Origin of the sequence: Stenotrophomonas maltophilia (assembly GCF_001676385.1) — a bacterium.
GTDB lineage: Bacteria > Pseudomonadota > Gammaproteobacteria > Xanthomonadales > Xanthomonadaceae > Stenotrophomonas > Stenotrophomonas maltophilia_J.
This window is the reverse complement of the sequence record NZ_LYVJ01000006.1, coordinates 255,602-276,364: the sequence shown is the minus strand read 5'-3', so window position 1 is coordinate 276,364 and position 20,763 is coordinate 255,602. Positions and strand designations below refer to the sequence as shown.

The window sequence follows — 20,763 nt, the reverse complement described above, 5'->3', positions numbered from 1 at the left end:
GGCCGAGCATTGCGCGATCGCAGTTTCCGATTCGGCGCGGCGGCTGTTGCCACGCACGGTCGGCCTGTTGATGGGACAGGAAATGCTGACGGTGCCGGACATGGCCAGCAAGTTGAAACTGCAGTGCGAGGGCGTGGGCTTCGGCTTCCTGCCCGAACCGTGCGCACGCGCTGCGGTGGCGCGCGGCCAACTGGTGATCCGCGAAGTGGAAGAGCACAAGCCGGAAGAGTCATTCTGGCTGGCCTGGCGCACCGGTGAGGAAGGTGCGGCCTTGCGCTGGTGGCGCGAGCGCCTGCGCAGGCCGGAGCTGCTTTCGCAGTGGTGGCAGGCGATGGCCAGCGAGTAGGGGTTTGGCGGGGCTGCGCCCTGCACCCGCTACGATCCAGAGCAACAGCAACAGCAACAGCAACAGCAGAAGCGGGTTTCCTGATGGATGGCGGGGTGGGTCCGGTTGCGGGGGCGTGAGCCGCATGGATGCGGCGACCGAGCTTACATGGACGTACTTGCAGCGGCCCCCGCAACCGGACCCACCCCGCCTTCGACAGTTTTCCGCGATCTGATGGATCCACGCCATGCGTGGATGAATCTCCATCGAGTTCGAACATTTCGACAATTGATCGAAGAGCATCCACGCATGGCGTGGATCTACCGTGTCGACCAAGGTCGACACCTACCAGAGCAGTTACGTCGTTCCGACAGATCGCGGAAATCTGTCAGAGGTGGGGCGGTGTCGGATTGCGGGGTGTCCGCGGCATGGATGCCGCGGCCAAGCCCCCAAGGACGGGTTCACGGCGTCCCCGCAATCCGACACCGCCCCGCCACCCCACGGAATGCGTGCTGTTGCTGTTGCTCCGGCTGTGGCCTCTGCAGGTGCAGGGTGCAACCCTGCCGAAAAACCCGCATAAAAAAAACAGCAGGCCGTGGCCTGCTGTTTCGGTGTAATGGTGCGCCCGGAGAGATTCGAACTCCCGACCGCCTGGTTCGTAGCCAGGTACTCTATCCAACTGAGCTACGGGCGCCAATTACATGAACCTGTTGTATTGATCGTGCGTGGTGCGCCCGGAGAGATTCGAACTCCCGACCGCCTGGTTCGTAGCCAGGTACTCTATCCAACTGAGCTACGGGCGCGCGGTACACGATCAGATTTTACTTCATTCCCAGCGGCGGATGCTGGAAGCCTGTCGAGTGGTGCGCCCGGAGAGATTCGAACTCCCGACCGCCTGGTTCGTAGCCAGGTACTCTATCCAACTGAGCTACGGGCGCCCTGCGACAGGAGCGGAATTATGCGGATGCCAGCGCGGACCGTCAACAGTTTTCGTGAAGATTTTCATCCAACTGAATGAAAAAGCTGGTCGCCACCGCTTCCGGGGCCTTCAGCCAGGCGAAGTGGTCGGCGCGCGTGCCCAGTTCCTGCGCCGACAGCACGCGCAGCTGCACGGCCACGTGCGGCAGCTTCGCCAACAACATCCGCATCGACCCTGCGGGTGCCAGCCAGTCGTCTTCCATCAGTACGGCCTGCACGCGGCCCCGCACGCGCATCAGCTGTGCGTCCAGGTCCTCGTCCATGCCGGCGGCGGCGTAATGGTTGCTGAGCCCCACGCGTGCCCAGTCGGCGATCAGCCCACGTGCTTCGGTACCGCCGAAACCGAGGCGACGGCCATGCAGAACGCCTTGGCGTCGCGCGATCCACGGCAGGAACCGATAGGCCAGGGGCAGCAGCCAGCCGCGTGGTGGCGGGAAGCCACGCCAGAATGGCGAGCCGCTGGCGACCAGCCACAACCGCTGGAAGCGCTGCGGGTTGCGGCCTGCCTGCACGCAGGCCAGCTGCCCACCGAGGCTGTGGCCGCCGATGATCCAGGGAAGGGGGCCAGCCTCGCTGTCGGCTGCGGCGAGCACGGCCTGGCTGGCGGGAAGATCCTGTTGGAGCAGTTCGCGATAGCCCCAGTCCCGGGCGCGCGAGGGGCGAAGCGAACTACTGCCGTTGCCGCGCCACTCATGCAGGTAAACCGCCACGCCTTTCGCGGCCAGCGCCAGTGCCAGCGGCAGGTAGTGCCGCGCGGCCACGCCCAGCGCCGGCAACCAGAGCAGGCGCACGGTAGGCCGTGCGGGCACGCAGGCGATCACTTCGTAGTGATGGCCATCGCCCGACTGCACGGAGAGGGCGCGAGGGTCCAGGCTCATGCGTGCGGTGCCGCGCCGAAATGGTCGAGTACCCGCACCTCGCTGCGGCCGGGCGTGTATCCCTGCTGCAGTGCACGTGCCACGTAAGCGATGCCGGCTTCGCAGGCGTTGGCCAGGCTGAGGCCATTGCACAGTTGCGCGGCAATGGCCGAAGCCAGCGTGCAGCCGGTACCGTGCGCGTCCAGCGGCAGGCGCGCATGGATGAACTCTTCGCTGCTGACACCATCGAAGTAGCGGTCGATCACCCGGGCGCCTTCGTGCAGATGGCCGCCCTTGAGCAGCACTGCGCCGGCGCCCAGATCGAGCAGCCGGGCGGCGGCCTGTTCGGCGTCGTCGCCGCTGCCGATGCGCCTGCCCACCAGCAGTTCCGCCTCGGGCATGTTCGGGGTGATCAGTGTGGCCAGTGGGATCAGCCGCTCGCGCATCGCCTTCAGGGCGCTGTCCTCCAGCAGGCGTGCGCCGCTGGTGGCGACCATGACCGGGTCCAGGACCACATGGGGCGGCCGATGGCGCTCCAGTGCATCGGCGACGGCATCGATGACGCCTGCGTTGGCGAGCATGCCGAGCTTCACTGCATGGATGTCGAAGTCATCGAAGCATGCTTCGAGCTGCGCACGCAGGAAGTCGATCGGTGGCACATGAACCGCAGTGACGCCGCGGGTGTTCTGTGCGGTCAGCGCGGCAATCACCGACAGGCCATGCACGCGGTGTGCGGCGAACGCTTTCAGGTCAGCCTGGATACCGGCGCCACCACCGGGGTCGGAGCCAGCGATGGTCAACGCCGAAGCGGGAGTGGTCGGACTCATCCGGCAATTGTGCCGTGGTCACCGCAAAGGCGGTAGCATCGACCTGAGGCGCGCCCCTCAATGCCGCCAACGCGTCCACTGCCGGTACAGCACATAGCCCAGCCCGGTCATCCCGGTCAGCAGGGCAGGGGCGAGCAGGGCGTCATATTGCCAGCGCATGAACAGCCAGGCGCCAAGGGTGCCGCCGGCAAGGAAACCGCCAATGATCAGGCCACTGAGGGTCAGGCGTCGCACCTGCAGTGGCAGGCCGCGCAGCAGGTGGCCGAGGCCGATGCCGAGGTCGGTGAACATGCCGCTGAGGTGGGTGGTGCGCACAACGGCACCGCTGAACGTGGTGGCCATCGCGTTCTGCAGGCCGCAGGCCATTGCCGCAGCCAGCGCACCCCAGATCTGGTGCTGTTCGAACAGGGGAATCGCCGCCAGCAGCAGCACCGATTCCAGCGCCAGGGCCACGCCATAGCGGCGGCCCAGTTGCAGGGTGCTGTCCTGGATCAGCAGGCCGCTGAGCATGGCGCCCAGGGAGAATGCGATCAGCAGCCCCCACAGGTGGCCGACCGCGCGCCAGTCACCCTGGGCCAGCGCCATGCCGAGCTGGCTGGTACTGCCGGTCATGTGGCTGACAGCCTGGTGTTCGAAGCCGAGAAAGCCGACCACGTTGACCATGCCGGCCACGCACGAAAGCGCGACCGCGCCGATCCAGACCCAGGTGGGCAGGCGTATTCCCATCGGCAGGCCCTCAGGGCCCGCCGAAGCCGCCGTTGAACTGCAGCTCGCTGAAGGTGTTGCTGGCCGGGTCGAACACAGCGCCCCAGAACTGCGCTCCACCATCACAGGCGCGGATCGCTTCCCGTGCCGGGTTGATGCCGCTGTCGTCGGGCAGGTGGAAGGCATTGATGTAGATCAGCCGCCTGCCAGCGCTTTCGATGCCGACGTATTGGCGGTCGAAGTCCAATACCTTCGGCACCTGTGCCTCCAGCGAGGGCAGCCTGGCTTCGAGCTGGTCCACCTGTTGCCGGCTGGGTGCCCAGTAGCCGCTCACCCGCCCGGCCTCGCGGCCGGGACTGGGGCGCGAACAGGTATCAAGTACCTGCGCGGCGATGACCGGCCGTGTGACCACCCAGGACTGGCCGGTGCGTTCGGCGGTCGGTACGCTGGCCGGGCCGCGCAGGGTCGTGCACGCCCCGAGCACGGTCGCAAGGGTGGCCACCGCCGTCGGCAGCAGCAGGCGCGTGCAGCGGTTCACAGTACCTCCGATGCGTAGTCGGCCAGCCGCGAGCGTTCGCCACGGCGCAGGGTGATATGCGCACTATGCGGCCAGTTCTTGAAGCGGTCCACCGCATAGGTCAGGCCCGAGGTGGTCTCGGTCAGGTATGGGGTGTCGATCTGCTCGACGTTGCCCAGGCAGACGATCTTGGTGCCCGGGCCGGCACGGGTGATCAGGGTCTTCATCTGCTTCGGCGTGAGGTTCTGCGCCTCGTCCAGGATCAGGTAGCGCGACAGGAAGGTGCGGCCGCGCATGAAGTTCATCGAGCGGATCTTGATGCGGCTGGCAAGCAGGTCGTTGGTGGCCTGGCGGCCCCAGGCCCCCCCTTCCTGGTTGTGCGTGAGCACTTCCAGGTTGTCGGTCAGTGCTCCCATCCACGGGGTCATCTTCTCTTCTTCGGTGCCGGGCAGGAAGCCGATGTCCTCGCCTACGCTGACCGTGGCACGGGTCATGATGATCTCGCGGTAACGCTGCTGGTCCATTGTCTGCGCCAGGCCGGCGGCCAGTGCCAGCAGGGTCTTGCCGGTGCCTGCGGTGCCAAGCAGGGTCACGAAGTCGATTTCCGGATCCATCAGGGCGTTGAGCGCGAAGTTCTGTTCGCGGTTGCGTGCACTGATGCCCCAGACGGCATGGCTGCCGTGGCGGAAATCATCCACCAGCGACAGCACGACCTTGCCATCGCCGACCACGCGGCTGACGCGCAGCTCGACTTCGTCTTCCCCAGGCAGGTAAACGAACTGGTTCGGATACCACTCCTCACCCTCCTGTGCCTGGATTTCGTAATGGGTGCGGCCCTTGTCACTCCAGCTGCGCAGGTCGTCGCCATGGCGCTTCCAGAAATCCTCCGGCAGCTCGGTAGCGCCGGTGTAAAGCAGGCTGAAGTCATCCAGCGCACGGTCGTTTTCGTAGTCCTCGGACACGATGCCGGCGATCGCGGCCTTGATCCGCAGGTTGATGTCCTTGGAAACAAACACCACCGGCAGGTCGGGGATCTCTTCCTTGAGGGCCAGGATCGCGCCAAGAATGGCGTTATCGGGGATCACCTGGCCGAAACTCTTGCCGGCGTCGAAATGGCTGGTCTGGAAGCGCAGCTTGCCGGCGCTGAGCTTGCCACGCAGCTGCAGGCCCTGCGGTCGCTGCAGCGGTATCCCGTCGGCCAGGTTGTCCAGGCCCGAGGCTTCCACCAGTTCGTTGAGGAAGCGGCTCACCTGGCGGGCGTTGCGGCTCGCTTCGGAGGTGCCTTTCTTGCCGTTGTCCAGCTCCTCGATCACCTGCATGGGCAGGTAGATGTCGTGCTCTTCGAATTTGAACAGCGCGGTGGGATCGTGCATCAGCACGTTGGTATCCAGCACGTAGATGCGCTTGCCTCGGGTCATCGTCGGTTCCTGGTTACGGACAGGGAAAAACCACCACGGCCTGCAGGGCAGGGTGGTGGCGGGCAAAGTGGGCGATGGGACTCACTTGGATTGGGCGGCCTTCAGTTCGGCAAGCACCGCGTCGGCATGACCGGCGACCTTGACCTTGCGCCAGGAATGCACGATGCGGCTGTCGGGGGAAATCAGGAAGGTGCTGCGTTCGATGCCACGTACCTGCTTGCCGTACATGTTCTTCATCTTGATCACATCGAAGGCAGTGCACAGGGCTTCGTCGCTGTCGCTGACCAGCGGGAAGCTGAAACCCTGCCTGGCACAGAAATTGTCGTGTGACTTCACCGAGTCCCGCGAGACACCGAGCACGACCGCACCGGCCCTCCTGAACTTCGGCAGCAGCGCGTTGAAGTCAATGCCTTCGGTGGTGCAGCCCGGGGTGCTGTCCTTGGGATAGAAGTACAGCACCAGCCACTGGCCGGCGTAGTCGCCGAGGGTCGCCTGGTTGCCACCGGACAGCGCCAGTGGCAGGGAAAGGGTGGTGCTGTCCAGGGTATCGCCGTTGTTCATGAGGTCCTTCTGTCGAGCCTGGGTTCTTGCCATTACAACTACATGAAACGCCACGTCCCCGTGAGAGACATGCGAAGAGTCGGCCCAATGATCAGAACTTCATCGGATCCATGATCGCGTCCAGGTTCAGGTGGTCGCAGAATTCCAGGAAATCGTCGCGCAGCGCGGCGATGTGCATGTTGGCCGGCACGCCGATGGTCACCTGCGCGCTGAACATTTCCGCCCCCGTCTGCATGGCGCGGTAGCGCGTGCTCTGCAGGTTCTCGATGGTGATGCCCTGGCGGTCGAAGAAATCGGCCAGCTGGAACAGGATGCCCGGCTTGTCGGCGGCGATCACCTCAACGACGTAGGGCAGCAGATTGGACTGTGCCTGCTTGGCCGCAGTGCGGTACCAGACCAGCTTGAGGCCTTCCTCACGCTCCAGCCGGGTCAGCATCGCCTCCAGCTTGGCGACCGAGTCCCAGGAGCCGGTCGCCAGCGCCGTGACCGACACATCGCGGCCGACCGTGGCCAGGCGCGCGTCCACCAGATTGCAGCCACTGTCGGCAATGCGGCGGGTGACGGGCAGCAGGGGGGACTCCGGATGCGTCGTGTAGGCGTTGATCAGGAGATGGTTTTCGCTCGGCGCGGGGCGCGGGGTGGTGTCGGTCAAGGCGATTCCGGGTAATGCATGCGTGAGTCTGAATGCCCGCCGGAGGCGGGGATCCACCGGTGTCCAGCATACTTGCCCGTGCTTTCGCGCCGCAAGTAACATTCAGGGCGCCCCCGGCCTTTCGTGGCGGGCGTTTTCCCTTCCCAGCCAAGAGCAGCACGTCCTTGTCCCTTTCCGGCCTCATCACCGCGCTGGCGACCCCGTTCCGGGCCGACGGCGCCCTCGACCCCGACGGTTGGCAGCGCCTGCTGCACCTGCAACTGGAAGGTGGTGTCCATGGCGTTGTCGTCGCCGGCTCGACCGGCGAAGCGGCGACCCTGACCGACGCCGAGTACGACCAGCTGCTGGCCAGCGCGGTCGAGCGCATCGGCGGCCGCATTCCGGTCATGGCCGGTACCGGCCTGTCCGGTACCGCCAAAACCATCGAACAGACCCGGCGCGCCGCCGCGCTCGGCGCCAGCCACGCGCTGGTGGTCACCCCACCGTATGTGCGGCCGACCCAGGCTGGCCTGATCGCGCACTACCGGGCCGTTGCCGACCAGGGCGGGCTGCCGGTCGTGCTGTACAACGTGCCGGGTCGTACCGGTTGCGACATGCAGCCGGAGACCGTGGCCGAGCTCGCCAGCCATCCCAACATCGTCGGCATCAAGGAGGCGGTGGGCGAGGTCGGCCGCGTGCAGGCACTGCTGGCGTTGCGTGGCCCGCAGTTTGCCGTCCTCAGCGGCGACGACGGCACAGCGGCCCGCTCGATCCAGGCCGGGGCCGACGGCTTGATCTCGGTCGGGTCCAACGTTCTCCCCGGTGCCTACCGACGCATGTGCGAGCTGGCTGCCGCGCACGACCACGAAGCCGCTGCGTCGTGGGATGCACGCCTGCAGCCATTCCATGATTTCTGCGGTGTCGAACCGAACCCGATTCCGGTCAAGGCGCTGCTGCGCCGCATCGGCATCGGTCACGATCTGCGCCTGCCGCTGCTGCCCTTGTCGGCGCCGCACCATGCGGCGGCTGACCATCTCGTCGGCGGCATCGCTGCCCTCGAAGCCCTTTCCAGCCACTGACCTTCCGTCTTGGTCTGACCCAGGAGATTCACATGCGTCAATCCGTTTCCACCGTCCGCGTGCTGTCCTACGCCCTGCTTGCTGTGGCTGTCGCCGCCGGCACCACCGGCTGCTTCAAGCGGGGCGTCAAGGGCGACTACGCCCTGGCTCCGGAAATGCGCCCGCTGGAAGTCCCGCCGGACCTGAACCTGCCGGCCACCACGGGTGACAACACGGTACCGCCCCTGGCTTCGGCGACCAAGCCGGCAGCGCCGGCTGCAACGGCTGCCCCCGCCGCCGGCAACACCGGTTTCACGCTCGCGGGAAGCAAGGACGAGGCCTTCGCCAAGGTCGGCACTGCGCTGGAAGGCGTGGAAGGCGTCACCATCGCCAGCCGCGCGCAGCTGCTGGGCTCGTACGACGTGGCCTACGAAGGCAGCAACTTCCTGGTCCGCGTGGTCGCCGTCGATGCCGGCGCCTACATCTCCGCGGTCGACCCGCGTGGCCTGCCGGCCACCGCCGAAGCCCCGGTGAAGCTGATCGCGGCGCTGAAGGCGAAGCTGGCGCAGTAACGGCCGGCCAGGTGGGCGCGGGCCCGGGTCCGCACCTGCCCGGGTAGAGGCCGAGCTTGGTCGGCATTTCTGTGCCAACCAAGGTTGGCACCTACCGGATCGTGCGGTTGGCTCCTGCCGAGAAAAGGAAAAGGGCGCCATCGGCGCCCTTTTCTTTGCCACTGCGTAACGCTTCTCAGCGCTCCAGCAGCTTCAGCTTGTCCGGTTTGCCATCCCATTCGCCGGCGTCGGCCGGTGGGTCCTTGCGCACGGTCAGCACTGGCCACTCCTTCGCCAGTTCGGCGTTGAGGGCGACGAAGCCTTCCTGCCCGGCAGGCACATCGTCCTCCGGGAAGATCGCATTGACCGGGCACTCCGGCTCGCACAGAGTGCAGTCGATGCACTCGTCCGGGTCGATCACCAGGAAGTTCGGGCCTTCGTGGAAACAGTCCACGGGGCACACTTCCACGCAATCGGTGTGTTTGCACTTGATGCAGTTTTCGGTGACGACAAAGGGCATGGCTGGGGTGGATCGATTCCTGAACCTGGCAATTCTAGAACAGGTTGGCCGCCGGTGTCGGCGCGGCACCGAAATGGGTGCCAGCCAATCCAACCCCCCGTGATGCGAGCCCGGGAAACAGAAAAGCCCGCGCGAGGCGGGCTTTTTCGGCTCCTGCTGCGGCGACTGGCGCTCCCTAGGGGACTCGAACCCCTGTTTTAGCCTTGAGAGGGCCACGTCCTAACCACTAGACGAAGGGAGCGTAACGGTGTCGCTGCCGAGGCAGGAGCGCTAGTATATGCACCTCGATGCCATTGGGCAATCCCGAAACTTCAACCGGAAGCGCCAACATCATTTCCCCTGCTACATCACCGTTCAGCCTGCGCGTCATCCCGCGCGACCAGCACACGATCTCCCGCAAGGACATCAGCCCGAACGCCCTGCGCGTGCTTTATCGCCTGCGCGATGCGGGCTTCGGCGCCTACCTTGTCGGCGGCGCGGTGCGCGACCTGCTGGTCAATGGCCAACCCAAGGATTTCGACGTGGCCACCGACGCCACGCCCGAACAGGTCAAGCAGCTGTTCCGCAACTGCCGCCTGATCGGCCGCCGTTTCCGCCTGGCCCACGTTGTGTTCGGCCGCGAGATCATCGAAGTCGCCACTTTCCGTGCCAACAGTGACGACGGCAGTGGCGACCGCGAGATGGAAAACGGGATGCTGGTGCGTGACAACGTGTACGGCACCATCGAAGACGATGCGGTCCGCCGCGATTTCACCTGCAATGCCCTGTATTACGCGATCGAGGACTTCTCGGTGCGCGACTATGTGGGCGGCTTCGAGGACGTGCAGTCCCGCCTGATGAAGCTGATCGGCGACCCCGAGCAGCGTTACCGCGAAGATCCGGTGCGCATGCTGCGTGCGGTGCGCCTGGCAGCCAAGCTCGGTTTCCAGATTGAAGAGGGCACCGCCGCACCCATTCCGCATCTGGCCGGCCTGCTCAACGAAGCCGCGCCGGCGCGCCTGTTCGAGGAAGTGCTCAAGCTGTTCCTGTCCGGCCATGGCGTGGCCAGCTTCGAAGGTCTGGAGCGCTACGGGCTGCTTGACGTGCTGTTCCCGGAAAGCGCCAAGGCATTGAGGGCGAACCGGACCGGCGCGTTGCGCCGCATGCTGGTCGAAGGGCTGGCCAACACCGATGCCCGCGTCGCCAACGATGAGCCGGTTTCGCCGGCATTCCTGTTTGCACTGCTGCTGTGGCCGGCGTTCTGCCGCGCGCAGGCGACCCTGCTCAAGCAGGGCGTGGCTCCGGAAGAGGCGCAGCGGCGTGCCGCCGACCGCGTCACCGTCCAGCAGCTGGGCACCATTGCGCTGCCGCGCCGTTTCTCGCTGCCGATGCAGGAAATCTGGCTGCTGCAGTCGCGCTTTGGTTCGCGCCAGCGCAAGCGGGTGTTCCGCACCCTGACCCATCCGCGCTTCCGTGCGGCGTTCGACTTCCTCAGCCTGCGCCAGGTGGCCTCGGCCGAGCATGCAGCCGACGTTGCATTCTGGCGCGAGGCACAGGCGCAGTCCGGTCATGAGCTGGAGTCATCGCTGGACGCGATGCACAGCGATGGCAACGATGATGAGGCAGGGGCGCCGCGCAAGCGCCGTCGTCGCCGTCGTCGTCCGGGCGTCGCTGCCGGTGCGGCTGGCGAGTAAGCGATGACCCTTGCCTGGATCGGCCTCGGCGCCAACCTCGGCGACGCGGTCGCGACCGTCGGCGCGGCGATTGCCGCGCTTGACGACCTGCCCGGGACCCGCCTGCGCCAGGCCTCGAGACTGTACGCCACGCCGGCCTGGGGCAATGAAGACCAGCCGCCCTTTGTCAACGCGGTGGCTGCGGTCGAAACCACGTTGCCGGCCGAGGGGCTGCTGCAGGCGATGCTGGCACTGGAACAGCGTTTCGGCCGCGTGCGTGACCCTGCGGTGCATTGGGGGCCGCGCGCGCTGGACCTGGACCTGTTGCTCTACGGCGCACAGGTTCTCGATCAACCCGGCCTGCAGGTGCCGCACCCTTACCTGCACGAGCGCGCCTTCGTATTGGTGCCGCTGGCCGAAATCGCGCCGGATCTGGCCATTCCCGGCCATGGCCGCGTGCGGGATGCAGTGATGCGGGTGGATGCCTGCGGGATCGCGCCGATAGGGTGATAATGCCCGGGTTATCTCCCCCGGTTATCAGCACATGAGCACCCACGCAGACAGCAAGCCCTGGACCATTCCCGCCCTGGCCGAGGCCAAGCGCAATGGCCAGAAGCTGGTCATGTTGACCGCCTACGACGCCGGCTTCGCCCGGACCTTCGATGCCAATGGCGTCGACCTGATCCTGATCGGCGATTCGCTGGGCATGGTCGTGCAGGGCCATGATTCGACCCTGCCGGTGACCGTCGCGGACATGGTCTATCACACCCGCGCCGTGGCCCGCGTGCTGCAGCGTGCGCTGTTGGTGGCCGACCTGCCGTTCGGCGCCGATGCCACCCCGGAGCGCGCGCTGGACGCCTCGCTGCAGCTGCTGCAGGCCGGTGCCGAGATGGTCAAGATCGAAGGCGCGGGCTTCAAGGTCGACATCATCCGCTACCTGGTCGAGCGCGAGATTCCGGTCTGCTCGCACCTGGGCCTGACCCCGCAGTCGGTGCTGCGCCTGGGCGGCTTCAAGATCCAGGGCCGCGGCGATGCCGCGCGCCAACTGGTGGAGGACGCGCGGGCAGTGGCCGCCGCCGGTGCCAGCCTGATCGTGCTGGAGTGCATGCCCAGCCCGGTCGCGGCCGAAGTCACTGCCGCGGTGGCCGTGCCGACCATCGGTATCGGCGCCGGCCCGCAGTGCGACGGCCAGGTGCTCGTGCTGCATGATTTCCTGGGCCTGGACAGCGGCCACCGCCGGCCCAAGTTCGTCAAGGACTTCCTTGCCGAAGGCGGTTCGGTGGCCGGTGCCACCCGCGCATTCGCCGACGCTGTGCGCGACGGCAGCTTCCCTGACGAACAGCACGCCTACGCCCAATGATCCAGACCTTCAGCGAGCTCGGCGCACTGCGCGCACAGATCGCCCAGTGGAAGCGCGAGGGCCTGCGCGTGGCGCTGGTGCCGACCATGGGCAACCTGCACGGGGGCCACCATTCACTGGTGAGGCTGGCCCGCCAGTACGCCGACAAGGTGGTGGCGAGCATCTTCGTCAACCCGACCCAGTTCGGTCCGAACGAGGATTTCAGCCGCTACCCGCGAACGCCCGAGGCCGACGTTGCCGGGCTGGAGCAGGCCGGCTGCGATGCCGTGTGGCTGCCCAGTGTCGAGGTCATGTACCCATTGGGCCTGGACAAGACCACGCGCATGCACGCGCCGGGTGTCAGTGAAGTGCTGGAAGGCGCAAGCCGCCCGGGTCACTTCGATGGCGTCTGCACGGTGGTGGCGCGCCTGTTCCTGCAGGTGCAGCCGGACGTGGCAGTATTCGGCCGCAAGGACTACCAGCAGCTGGCCGTGATCCGGCAGATGGTGGCTGAGCTTTCCTTCCCGATCCAGATCGTCGGCGCCGACATCGTGCGTGAAGAGGATGGGTTGGCCAAGAGTTCCCGTAACCAATATCTCAGCGCCGAACAACGTCCGGTCGCGAGTGCCCTTCACCGCACCCTGCTGGGCATGCGCGAGGGCTATGTGGCCGGCAAACCGCGTGAGCGCATCGAGGCTGAGGCTGCCGCTGCCCTGCAGGCGGTGGGTTTCCAGGTCGACTACGCGGTGCTGCGCACCCCGGAGCTGGCCGAACCAACCTCCGACGCGGGAGGGCGGGTGGCGCTGGTCGCCGCGCGCCTGGGCACGACCCGGCTGATCGACAATCTGGAATTCTGAGTTCCGGCGGCGCCGCGCGATGCATGGGGGTCAGATCCCTTTTCCAAGGGAAAGGGGGTCTGACCCCGGTTTCACCGCCTGCCTGAACAGGTTGCCGGCCGTGATGCCGCCCGGCCCCCGGGTGCTAGAATCCGCCCTTTCCTTTGCCGTTGCAGCGCCCCCATGCACCTGTCCCTGCTCAAGACCAAGATCCACCGCGCCACCGTCACCCATTCCGAGCTGAACTATGAAGGCTCGATCGCCATCGATGACAACCTGCTGGCTGCTACCGGTATCCGCGAGTTCGAGCAGGTGCACATCTGGGACGTGACCAATGGCGCGCGCTTCTCGACCTATGCCATCCGTGCCGAAGCCGGCAGCGGCGTGGTCTCGCTCAATGGTGGCGCCGCGCGCCACGTGCAGGTCGGTGACATCATCATCATTGCCGCGTTCGCCAGCATGACCGAGCAGGAAGCTGACAGCTTCAAGCCGAAGCTGGTGTACGTTGATGGCAAGAACCAGATCACCCACACCAACGACACGATCCCGACCCAGGCCGCATGACCACGAACAACGGATTCGACTCGCTGCATTCCCACGCCCAGCGCCTGAAGGGCGCAAGCATTCCCAGCCTGCTCACCGCCGAACCCGGCCGGGTGCAGGATCTGGCGCTGCGGGTCGGTCCGTTGTACGTCAACTTCGCGCGGCAGAAATACGATGCCGCGGCGCTGCAGGCGTTGCTGGCGCTGGCGGCCGACCGTGATGTCGGTGGTGCCATCACCCGCCTGTTCCGTGGCGAGCAGGTCAACCTGACCGAAGGCCGCGCGGCGCTGCACACGGCCCTTCGTGGCGACGTGGTCGACGCGCCGGTGGCGGCCGAGGCCTATGCCACCGCGCGCGGAATCCGCCAGCGCATGGGCATGCTGGTGCGCGCGCTGGAAGGCAGCGGCGTGACCGATGTGGTCAGTGTCGGTATCGGTGGTTCCGACCTTGGCCCGCGCCTGGTCGCCGATGCGCTGCGCCCGGTCACCGGTGCGCGCCTGCGCGTGCATTTCGTGTCGAACGTGGACGGCGCCGCCATGCAGCGCACGCTGGCCACGCTGGATCCGGCGAGGACCGCGGGCATCCTGATTTCCAAGACCTTCGGCACCCAGGAAACCCTGCTCAACGGGCAGATCCTGCACGACTGGCTGGGCGGCAGCGACCGCCTGTACGCGGTCAGCGCCAACCCCGAGCGTGCGGCCAAGGCGTTTGCCATTGCCGCCGATCGCGTGCTGCCCATGTGGGACTGGGTGGGCGGTCGTTATTCGCTGTGGTCGGCGGTCGGTTTCCCGATCGCGCTGGCGATCGGCTTCGAGCGTTTCGAACAGCTGCTGGACGGTGCCGCGCAGATGGATGCGCATGCCCTGGACGCGCCGCTGGAGCGCAACCTGCCGGTGCTGCACGGCCTGACCGACATCTGGAACCGCAACGTACTGGGTCATGCCACCCACGCGGTGATGACCTATGACCAGCGCTTGGCGCTGCTGCCGGCTTACCTGCAGCAGTTGGTGATGGAAAGCCTGGGCAAGCGCGTGCAGCGTGACGGGCAGCCGGTCACCACCGACACCGTGCCGGTGTGGTGGGGCGGGGCGGGCACCGACGTGCAGCACAGTTTCTTCCAGGCACTGCACCAGGGCACCAGCATTGTTCCGGCCGATTTCATCGGCTGCGTGCACAACGATGATCCATACACGATCAACCACCAGGCGCTGCTGGCCAATCTGCTGGCGCAGACCGAGGCGCTGGCCAATGGCCAGGGCAGCGACGACCCGCACCGCGATTACCCCGGTGGCCGCCCGAGCACGCTGATCCTGCTCGACGCGCTGACCCCGCAGGCACTGGGTGCACTGATCGCCATGTACGAACATGCTGTGTACGTGCAGTCGGTGATCTGGAACATCAACGCCTTCGACCAGTTCGGCGTCGAACTGGGCAAGCAACTGGCCAGCGGCCTGCTGCCGGCACTGCAGGGCGAGGACGTGACGATTGCCGATCCAGTGACCCGCGAGATCCTGTCACAGCTGAAGGGCTGAGGCTCCGGTAGTGCCGGCCGCTGGCCGGCATGCAGGCGATCCTGCATTCTGTAGCCGGGCCATGCCCGGCTCTGGTGTACGCGGAGTCGAGCCTGGCTCGACTCTACAATTCAACGGCTCGGGTCGCGTTCCGGGCTCGGCCGCTTGGCCAGCTTGCGCTGCAGTGAACGCCGGTGCATGCCAAGCAGGCGGGCGGCGGCCGACACATTGCCGCCGGTCTCGTGCATCGCCTGCTGGATGTGTTCCCACTGCAGGCGGCTGATCGGCGTCATTGCATCGGGTACTTCCATTTCGCCATCGTCGGCCGGGCCGTCGTCTTCCTCGCCGAGGGCACGCAGGATCATCGGCACGGTGGCCGGTTTCGGCAGGTAGTCGTCGGCGCCGAGCTTGATCGCCTCCACCGCGGTGGCGATGCTGGCATACCCGGTCACCAGCAGGATCCGCATGTCTGCGCGCAGGGCACGCAGCGGCTGGATCAGTGCCAGTCCCGAGTCGCTGCCGAGCTTCAGGTCGATCAGTGCGAATGCCGGAGGGTGCTGGCGGGCCAGCGCCAGCGCGCTGGCAGCATCCTGCGCGGTCTGGGTTTCAAGCCCCTTGCGGGCCAGGCTGCGCTGCAGGGTACGCAGGTAGAGCTCGTCGTCGTCGACCAGCAGGCCCTGGGAAGAGAGGTGAAGGCTCATGGGGTGTCCTCGCGTGGGGCCAGCGGCAGGCGGAAGCCGACGCGGCTGCCGGCCCCCTGGGCCGGGCGCATCCACATCTCGCCGTCGAGGCGTTCAATGGTGGCATGGGACAGGGCCAGGCCGACGCCCATGCCCTCGCTCTTGCTGCTGCCGAACAGCGTACCCGGCAGCACGGCGGCACGGGCGTCGAAGCCGTGGCCGTAGTCGCGTACTTCGCCGATCAGGTCGTCGCCTTCGATGCGCAGGTCCAGGTCGACGCGCGGCCGGCCGGCCTGTTCGCCGGCATCAGCGGCATTGTTGAGCAGGACCATCAACAGGTGGCCGACGCCGGGGTCCAGCGGCAGCCGCAGCGGCGCGTCGTCGTTGCGGTGCAGGTCGATCGTTGGCCGCACCAGGCGCCATTGCTCCAGGACCTGCTGGGCACTGGAGTGATTGCGCCCCGGCGCATCGGCCGAGGCCGGCGCAGCCAGCGCCAGCACGCGTTCACGGCACTGCACCAGCAACTCGCGCAGGGTTTCCATGTCCTCGCGTACTTCAGGCTCTTCACTGCGCTCGGCGACGTCGTCGGCCAGCAGGGTCATGGTCGCCAGCGGCGTGTTCAGTTCGTGGGCGACCGAAGCGGCATGGGTGGCCAGGGCGACGATGCCTTCGTTGCGGGCGAAGCGTTCGCGCAGGGCCGACAGTTCCAGTTCGCGCTGGCGCAGGGCCAATGCCAAGCGGGTGGAGAAGGCCAGCACCACGGCGGCGGAAATCAGGAAATTGGCCACCACGCCCCAGCGGTTGAGGTCCTGCGCGCGGAAGTAGCCGTCCGGCAGCGGCTGACCGAAGATGCCGCTGGAGGCGTAGCCGATCAGGCAGGCCAGCGCGACTGCCAGCGCCCAGCGCAGGGGCAGGGCGAACGCGGCCAGCGCGATCAGGATCAGGAACAGCGAGCTGAACGGGTTGGCCATGCCGCCGCTCCAGCCGACCATCCACGTCAGGATGATCACATCCACCAGGATGTGGCCAAATGCTGTCAGCGGCGCCATGTCCGCCGACTCCGGGCGCATCTGGGTATAGATGTTGAACAGCGCCAGCACTGCCACACCGGACCATAGTGGCAGCTGCGGCAGCGGCAGGCCCAGCACCCAGGTGGCAACCAGGATGGTCGCGGCCTGGCCACCTACGGCAAGCCAGCGCAGGCTGCACAGGGTGCGGAGAAAGGGAGCGTCTGGGCCGGTCATTCGCGCCCATCGTATGCGTTCACGGGCAGTCGTGCCTGCGACAATCGGCCGCAGCCGTGCCGCTGGCTGAATGCGACTCACCCGGAAGGTGGGGCCCAGCGGTAGAATGCGTCCATGCACGACGCCGTCACTCGCCCGACTCCGCCTTCCGATGCCACTGCCTGGCCGCGCCGCCAGACCCAAGCCGTCCAGATCGGCGGGGTCACCGTCGGCGGCGGCAGGCCGGTCGTGGTGCAGTCGATGACCAACACCGATACCTCCGACGTCGCCTCCAGCGTGAAGCAGGTGGCCGAGCTGTGGCGCGCCGGTTCGGAGATGGTGCGGTTGACCGTCAATACCGTCGAAGCGGCCGCCGCCATCCCACGCATCGTCGACAAGCTGGCGATGATGGGCATCGAGGTGCCGCTGATCGGCGATTTCCATTACAACGGCCACCAGTTGTTGACCGCCGAGCCGGCGTGCGCCGAGGCGCTGGCCAAGTACCGCATCAACCCAGGCAACGTCGGCTTCGGCAAGAAGAAGGACCTGCAGTTCGCGCAGTTGATCGAGTTCGCGATCCGCTACAACAAGCCGGTGCGCATCGGCGCCAACTGGGGCTCGCTGGACCAGGCCCTGGCCGCGAAGCTGATGGACGAGAACAGCCACCGCGAGCAGCCGTGGGATGCCGGCCGTGTACTGCGCGAGGCGCTGATCCGCTCGGCGCTGGATTCGGCCGAACAGGCGGTGCAGATCGGCCTGCCGCGTGATCGCATCGTGCTGTCGGCCAAGGTCAGTGGCGTGCAGGAACTGATCGCGGTGTATCGCGACCTGGCCCAACGCTCCGACTTCGCCCTGCACCTGGGCCTGACCGAGGCCGGTATCGGCAGCAAGGGCATCGTGGCGTCGGCAGCGGCATTGGGCGTGTTGCTGCAGGAAGGCATCGGCGACACCATCCGCATTTCGCTGACCCCGGAACCGGGCCAGTCGCGTACGCAGGAGGTGATCGTTGCCCAGGAGCTGCTGCAGACCACCGGGCAACGGGCCTTCACGCCGCTGGTCACGGCCTGCCCCGGCTGCGGCCGTACCACGTCCGAGTTCTTCCAGGAGCTGGCCGGGGTGGTACAGAACCACGTGCGCGAGAAGATGCCCCTGTGGAAGATCCATCACCCGGGCGCGGAAAACATGACCCTGGCGGTGATGGGCTGCGTGGTCAACGGCCCCGGCGAATCACGGCATGCCAACATCGGCATCTCGCTGCCCGGGACCGGCGAGGCGCCGTCGGCACCGGTATTCGTCGACGGCGAGAAGAAGGTGACCCTGCGCGGCGAGAACATCGCCCAGGAGTTCGTTGCCCTGATCGACGATTACGTCGAACGTACCTATGTCCGAAGCGCCGGATAAGCCCGCAATCCTCGCTGCGCCGGAGTCCGCCTCCGGTTTCCGCCACTGGCTGGCGCGTAACGCCTGGCGCCTGGTCCTTCTGTTCGGTGGCGTGCTTCTGCCGTTGGCCGGGTTCGTCACGCTGGCCGACGAAGTGCACGAATTTGAATCGTTCCATTTCGACGCGCCCCTGCTGTGGCATATGCACGGACTGCATTCGCCGCTGCTGGACCGCTTCTTCGTGCTGATCTCGAAACTGGGCTACGAATGGTTCCTGATCCCGGCCGACGTGCTGATCATCGGCCTGCTGCTGGGCTACCGGCGCTGGCGCGAGGCCACCTTCGTGGCGGTGAGCTTTGTCGGCTCTGCGCTGCTGAACATCGGCAGCAAGCACGTCTTCCAGCGCGAGCGCCCGAGCCTGTGGGATTCGATCGCGCCGGAATCGACGTTCAGTTTCCCCAGTGGCCATGCGATGGGGTCGATGACCCTTGCGGCCACCCTGGTCCTGCTGGCCTGGAATACCCGCTGGCGCTGGCCGGTCCTGCTGCTGGCGCCGGCGTTCAGCCTGCTGGTCAGTGTGTCCCGGGTCTACCTGGGGGTGCATTACCCGTCCGATATCCTGGCCGGGTGGTGTGCCGCGCTGGTTTGGGTGGTAGGGTGTTATCTGGTCATGTTCAGTCGCCGCCACCCATGGCGGCATCGTGGTTCGCCGCCAGCGACGGCCATCGAAGCATCAATGCGGGGGGATTGACGTGGATGGCCCTTCCGGGACGTCCATGGGATAGATCGGTTGTTTCGTTGCAGCAGATTCTGCAAGACAGGGGGCAAGCACAGCGCGCGTTACTGTGATGGGCAAGGCAGATTGCCGCGGCCGCATTTCGAACGCGCTTGCAGGGGTATCGGCACCCTGTCAGCTTGACTGCAAAGGCCGCATTCGAAGAGGTACGTGAATGACGATTCGAGTCTACCTGGTTGATGACCACGCGCTGGTCCGTACCGGGATGAAGATGATCCTGTCGGGGCAAACCGACATCGAGGTGGTGGGCGAAGCCGAGACCGGCGAGGATGCGCTGCGCGAAGTGCGGCAGCTGCTGCCTGATGTGGTGCTGTGCGACCTGCACCTGCCGGGGGTGAGCGGCATGGAAGTGACCGAGCGCATCGTCCGCAGCCACCGCAATATCCGTGTCGTGATCGTGTCGGTACTGGAAGACGGGCCGCTGCCAAAGCGGTTGTTGGAGGCCGGCGCGGCCGGCTACATCGGGAAAGGCTGCGATGCGCAGGAGCTGTTGCGCGCGGTGCGTGACGTGGCGGCCGGCCGGCGCTACCTGGGGACCAGCATCGCGCAGAATCTGGCCCTTTCGACGGTCGAGGGCAATGGCTCGCCGTTCGACAGCCTGTCGCCCCGTGAGCTGGAGGTCGCGCTGTTGCTGACCCAAGGCCTGCGCCAGGAAGACATCGCCCGCCGGTTGAGCCTGAGCGCCAAGACCGTGAACACCCACAAGGCGCGGTTGTTCGAGAAGATGGGAATCCACGACAACATCGCGCTGGCGCGCATGGCCAGCCAATACGGGCTGGTGGATCCAGCGCGGCCGTTGTAAGGCCTTTCAGCCAACGGCGCAGCCCCTGGCGGTGGTGGTGCGGTTGGATTTCCGGAGATTGGCCGGGCGGATCGGCTGTGCAGGGGACGATGCAAGTACGCCGCTGTAAGCTCGGTCGCCGCATCCATGCGGCTCACGCCCCTGCACAGCCCATCCGCCCGGCCACGGACAATTTCCGTGCGCCGCCACCGCGGAATGAAGAAGGAAGAGCAGGAGCGGGTCGCGCGCTGCGCGCGCTCGGGATGCTGGTTCTGTAGAGCCGAGCCGATGCTCGGCTGCTTTCCGTTCCGCTGGCGCGGAGCCGAGCGTGGGCTCGGTTCTACAGCTGCGTCGGGCTCAGTGGCCGCGCACGCGCCTGACGATGGCGGTGGCCTGGGTGGCACTGGCGCGCACCTTGTCCCATTCGCCGTCGGCGATCCAGTTGCCCGGCACCATCCACGAACCTCCGATGCAGACCACGTTCTTCTGCTCGAGGTACTCGGCGGCGGTGTTTTCGGTGATGCCACCGGTCGGGCACAGCTTCAGGTCCGCGACCGGGCCGGCCAGTCCCTTGATCATTGCCAGGCCGCCCACGGCCGTGGCCGGGAACAGCTTGCACACGCGGAAGCCCCTTGCGTAGAGCGACAGCAGTTCGGTCGGCGTGGCTGCACCGGGAACCACCGGCAGCGGCGCAGCGGCCAGTGCATCAGCCAGCGCCGGCGGCGTACCCGGGGTCACCAGGAAGTCCGCGCCTGCATCGATGGACTGCTGCATCTGCTCCACGGTCAGCACCGTACCCGCGCCCACCACCACGCCCGGCAGCTCCCGCTTGAGCATCGCCAGCGCGTCCATCGCCACCGGCGTGCGCAGCGTCAGCTCGATCGCTGGCAGTCCACCTTCCAGCAGCGCCGCACTGACCGCGCGCGCCTGATCCAGCGTATGAACCGTCACCACCGGCAGGATGCCCGCCGCATGCAACAGCTCCGCCGCCTTCAACTGATGTTGCTCGATACCCATGCTTTTGCCCTTGCCTTTGCTCTTCTTGATTCAGTGGCCGCAGCGCAAATGACGCGC

General features: G+C 66.6%; 22 protein-coding genes, 4 tRNA genes and 1 pseudogene. 12 read left to right on the top strand and 15 right to left on the bottom strand.

The features are described 5' to 3' along the window. Positions 1 to 346: LysR substrate-binding domain-containing protein (locus A9K58_RS10060; RefSeq protein WP_231109283.1), on the top strand; the 346-nt coding region annotated here is incomplete at its 5' end. Between the two features lie 596 nt (positions 347 to 942). On the opposite strand, the gene A9K58_RS10055 is transcribed toward A9K58_RS10060, so the two are convergent. The 10 genes and pseudogenes from A9K58_RS10055 to A9K58_RS10010 all read right to left on the bottom strand — a co-directional run bounded on the left by A9K58_RS10055 (position 943) and on the right by A9K58_RS10010 (position 6,840). Continuing rightward, positions 943 to 1,019 (bottom strand) — tRNA-Arg (locus A9K58_RS10055). Between the two features lie 32 nt (positions 1,020 to 1,051). Then, positions 1,052 to 1,128 (bottom strand) — tRNA-Arg (locus A9K58_RS10050). 58 nt (positions 1,129 to 1,186) lie between these two features. Further along, positions 1,187 to 1,263: transfer RNA gene (locus A9K58_RS10045), tRNA-Arg, on the bottom strand. Continuing rightward, positions 1,254 to 2,181, bottom strand: a pseudogene (locus tag A9K58_RS10040) (alpha/beta hydrolase family protein). Before A9K58_RS10040 ends, A9K58_RS10045 begins: the two are co-directional and overlap by 10 nt. Further along, positions 2,178 to 2,987, bottom strand: coding sequence for a bifunctional hydroxymethylpyrimidine kinase/phosphomethylpyrimidine kinase (gene thiD / locus A9K58_RS10035; protein ID WP_065199240.1), 810 nt, complete (start codon positions 2,985 to 2,987; stop codon positions 2,178 to 2,180). The pseudogene A9K58_RS10040 and the gene thiD overlap by 4 nt, the downstream one beginning before the upstream one ends. Before the next feature lie 57 nt (positions 2,988 to 3,044). Next, positions 3,045 to 3,713: a YoaK family protein gene (locus A9K58_RS10030; protein WP_065199239.1), complete on the bottom strand. Its 669-nt coding sequence runs from the start codon at positions 3,711 to 3,713 to the stop codon at positions 3,045 to 3,047. A 10-nt stretch (positions 3,714 to 3,723) separates the two neighbouring features. Beyond that, positions 3,724 to 4,230, bottom strand: a complete 507-nt coding sequence (locus A9K58_RS10025; protein WP_081284020.1) for a hypothetical protein — start codon at positions 4,228 to 4,230, stop codon at positions 3,724 to 3,726. Then, complete coding sequence (locus A9K58_RS10020) at positions 4,227 to 5,627, bottom strand: PhoH family protein (protein ID WP_065199238.1); 1,401 nt, start codon at positions 5,625 to 5,627, stop codon at positions 4,227 to 4,229. Before A9K58_RS10020 ends, A9K58_RS10025 begins: the two co-directional genes overlap by 4 nt. 81 nt (positions 5,628 to 5,708) lie before the next feature. After that, positions 5,709 to 6,188: a peroxiredoxin gene (locus tag A9K58_RS10015; protein ID WP_065199237.1), complete on the bottom strand. Its 480-nt coding sequence runs from the start codon at positions 6,186 to 6,188 to the stop codon at positions 5,709 to 5,711. Between the two features lie 91 nt (positions 6,189 to 6,279). Continuing rightward, entirely contained in the window at positions 6,280 to 6,840 is a 561-nt protein-coding gene (locus tag A9K58_RS10010) for a glycine cleavage system transcriptional repressor (protein ID WP_065199236.1), read from the bottom strand. Between the two features lie 164 nt (positions 6,841 to 7,004). Between A9K58_RS10010 and dapA the strand changes: the two genes are divergently transcribed. Both dapA and A9K58_RS10000 read left to right on the top strand, forming a co-directional pair. Further along, positions 7,005 to 7,898, top strand: coding sequence for a 4-hydroxy-tetrahydrodipicolinate synthase (dapA, locus tag A9K58_RS10005; RefSeq protein ID WP_065199235.1), 894 nt, complete (start codon positions 7,005 to 7,007; stop codon positions 7,896 to 7,898). A gap of 32 nt (positions 7,899 to 7,930) precedes the next feature. Further along, complete coding sequence (locus A9K58_RS10000; protein WP_065199234.1) at positions 7,931 to 8,449, top strand: hypothetical protein; 519 nt, start codon at positions 7,931 to 7,933, stop codon at positions 8,447 to 8,449. 175 nt (positions 8,450 to 8,624) lie between these two features. On the opposite strand, the gene fdxA is transcribed toward A9K58_RS10000, so the two are convergent. Both fdxA and A9K58_RS09990 read right to left on the bottom strand, forming a co-directional pair. Further along, positions 8,625 to 8,948 carry a ferredoxin FdxA gene (fdxA, locus tag A9K58_RS09995; RefSeq protein WP_005409054.1) on the bottom strand — a complete coding sequence of 108 codons (324 nt, stop codon included), beginning with the start codon at positions 8,946 to 8,948 and terminating at the stop codon, positions 8,625 to 8,627. Between the two features lie 166 nt (positions 8,949 to 9,114). Next, positions 9,115 to 9,189, bottom strand: a tRNA-Glu gene (locus tag A9K58_RS09990). A 52-nt stretch (positions 9,190 to 9,241) separates the two neighbouring features. On the opposite strand from A9K58_RS09990, the gene pcnB reads away from it, so the two are divergent. The 6 genes from pcnB (at position 9,242) to pgi (ending at position 14,850) form a co-directional block, all read left to right on the top strand. Beyond that, a complete protein-coding gene (pcnB, locus tag A9K58_RS09985) occupies positions 9,242 to 10,621 on the top strand; it encodes a polynucleotide adenylyltransferase PcnB (RefSeq protein ID WP_065199248.1) in 1,380 nt (459 codons plus the stop codon). A gap of 3 nt (positions 10,622 to 10,624) precedes the next feature. Continuing rightward, positions 10,625 to 11,110: a 2-amino-4-hydroxy-6-hydroxymethyldihydropteridine diphosphokinase gene (folK, locus tag A9K58_RS09980; protein WP_065199233.1), complete on the top strand. Its 486-nt coding sequence runs from the start codon at positions 10,625 to 10,627 to the stop codon at positions 11,108 to 11,110. Between the two features lie 34 nt (positions 11,111 to 11,144). Further along, entirely contained in the window at positions 11,145 to 11,960 is an 816-nt protein-coding gene (gene panB, locus A9K58_RS09975) for a 3-methyl-2-oxobutanoate hydroxymethyltransferase (RefSeq protein WP_065199232.1), read from the top strand. Continuing rightward, entirely contained in the window at positions 11,957 to 12,796 is an 840-nt protein-coding gene (panC, locus tag A9K58_RS09970; protein WP_065199231.1) for a pantoate--beta-alanine ligase, read from the top strand. The genes panB and panC overlap by 4 nt, the downstream gene beginning before the upstream one ends. Positions 12,797 to 12,958: 162 nt before the next feature. Further along, positions 12,959 to 13,339 (top strand): aspartate 1-decarboxylase, encoded by a 381-nt coding sequence (gene panD, locus A9K58_RS09965; RefSeq protein ID WP_005409061.1) that lies wholly within the window; start codon positions 12,959 to 12,961, stop codon positions 13,337 to 13,339. Beyond that, positions 13,336 to 14,850 (top strand): glucose-6-phosphate isomerase, encoded by a 1,515-nt coding sequence (gene pgi / locus A9K58_RS09960; RefSeq protein ID WP_065199230.1) that lies wholly within the window; start codon positions 13,336 to 13,338, stop codon positions 14,848 to 14,850. The genes panD and pgi overlap by 4 nt, the downstream gene beginning before the upstream one ends. Before the next feature lie 110 nt (positions 14,851 to 14,960). Here the strand turns inward: pgi and A9K58_RS09955 are convergent, their stop codons facing one another. Next, on the bottom strand, positions 14,961 to 15,530 hold the full coding sequence (locus A9K58_RS09955; RefSeq protein ID WP_065199229.1) for a response regulator transcription factor: 570 nt from the start codon (positions 15,528 to 15,530) through the stop codon (positions 14,961 to 14,963). After that, entirely contained in the window at positions 15,527 to 16,753 is a 1,227-nt protein-coding gene (locus tag A9K58_RS09950; RefSeq protein WP_065199228.1) for an ATP-binding protein, read from the bottom strand. Before A9K58_RS09950 ends, A9K58_RS09955 begins: the two co-directional genes overlap by 4 nt. 114 nt (positions 16,754 to 16,867) lie before the next feature. Here A9K58_RS09950 and ispG point away from each other — a divergent pair, with 114 nt between their 5' ends. From ispG to A9K58_RS09935, 3 genes are all read left to right on the top strand, one after another. Then, positions 16,868 to 18,133, top strand: a complete 1,266-nt coding sequence (gene ispG, locus A9K58_RS09945; protein ID WP_065199227.1) for a flavodoxin-dependent (E)-4-hydroxy-3-methylbut-2-enyl-diphosphate synthase — start codon at positions 16,868 to 16,870, stop codon at positions 18,131 to 18,133. Next, positions 18,114 to 18,863, top strand: a complete 750-nt coding sequence (locus A9K58_RS09940) for a phosphatase PAP2 family protein (protein ID WP_065199226.1) — start codon at positions 18,114 to 18,116, stop codon at positions 18,861 to 18,863. Before ispG ends, A9K58_RS09940 begins: the two co-directional genes overlap by 20 nt. 199 nt (positions 18,864 to 19,062) lie before the next feature. After that, positions 19,063 to 19,710 (top strand): response regulator, encoded by a 648-nt coding sequence (locus tag A9K58_RS09935; protein WP_065199225.1) that lies wholly within the window; start codon positions 19,063 to 19,065, stop codon positions 19,708 to 19,710. A gap of 336 nt (positions 19,711 to 20,046) precedes the next feature. Here the strand turns inward: A9K58_RS09935 and eda are convergent, their stop codons facing one another. Beyond that, positions 20,047 to 20,706 carry a bifunctional 4-hydroxy-2-oxoglutarate aldolase/2-dehydro-3-deoxy-phosphogluconate aldolase gene (gene eda / locus A9K58_RS09930; RefSeq protein WP_065199224.1) on the bottom strand — a complete coding sequence of 220 codons (660 nt, stop codon included), beginning with the start codon at positions 20,704 to 20,706 and terminating at the stop codon, positions 20,047 to 20,049. Positions 20,707 to 20,763 lie beyond the last annotated feature (57 nt).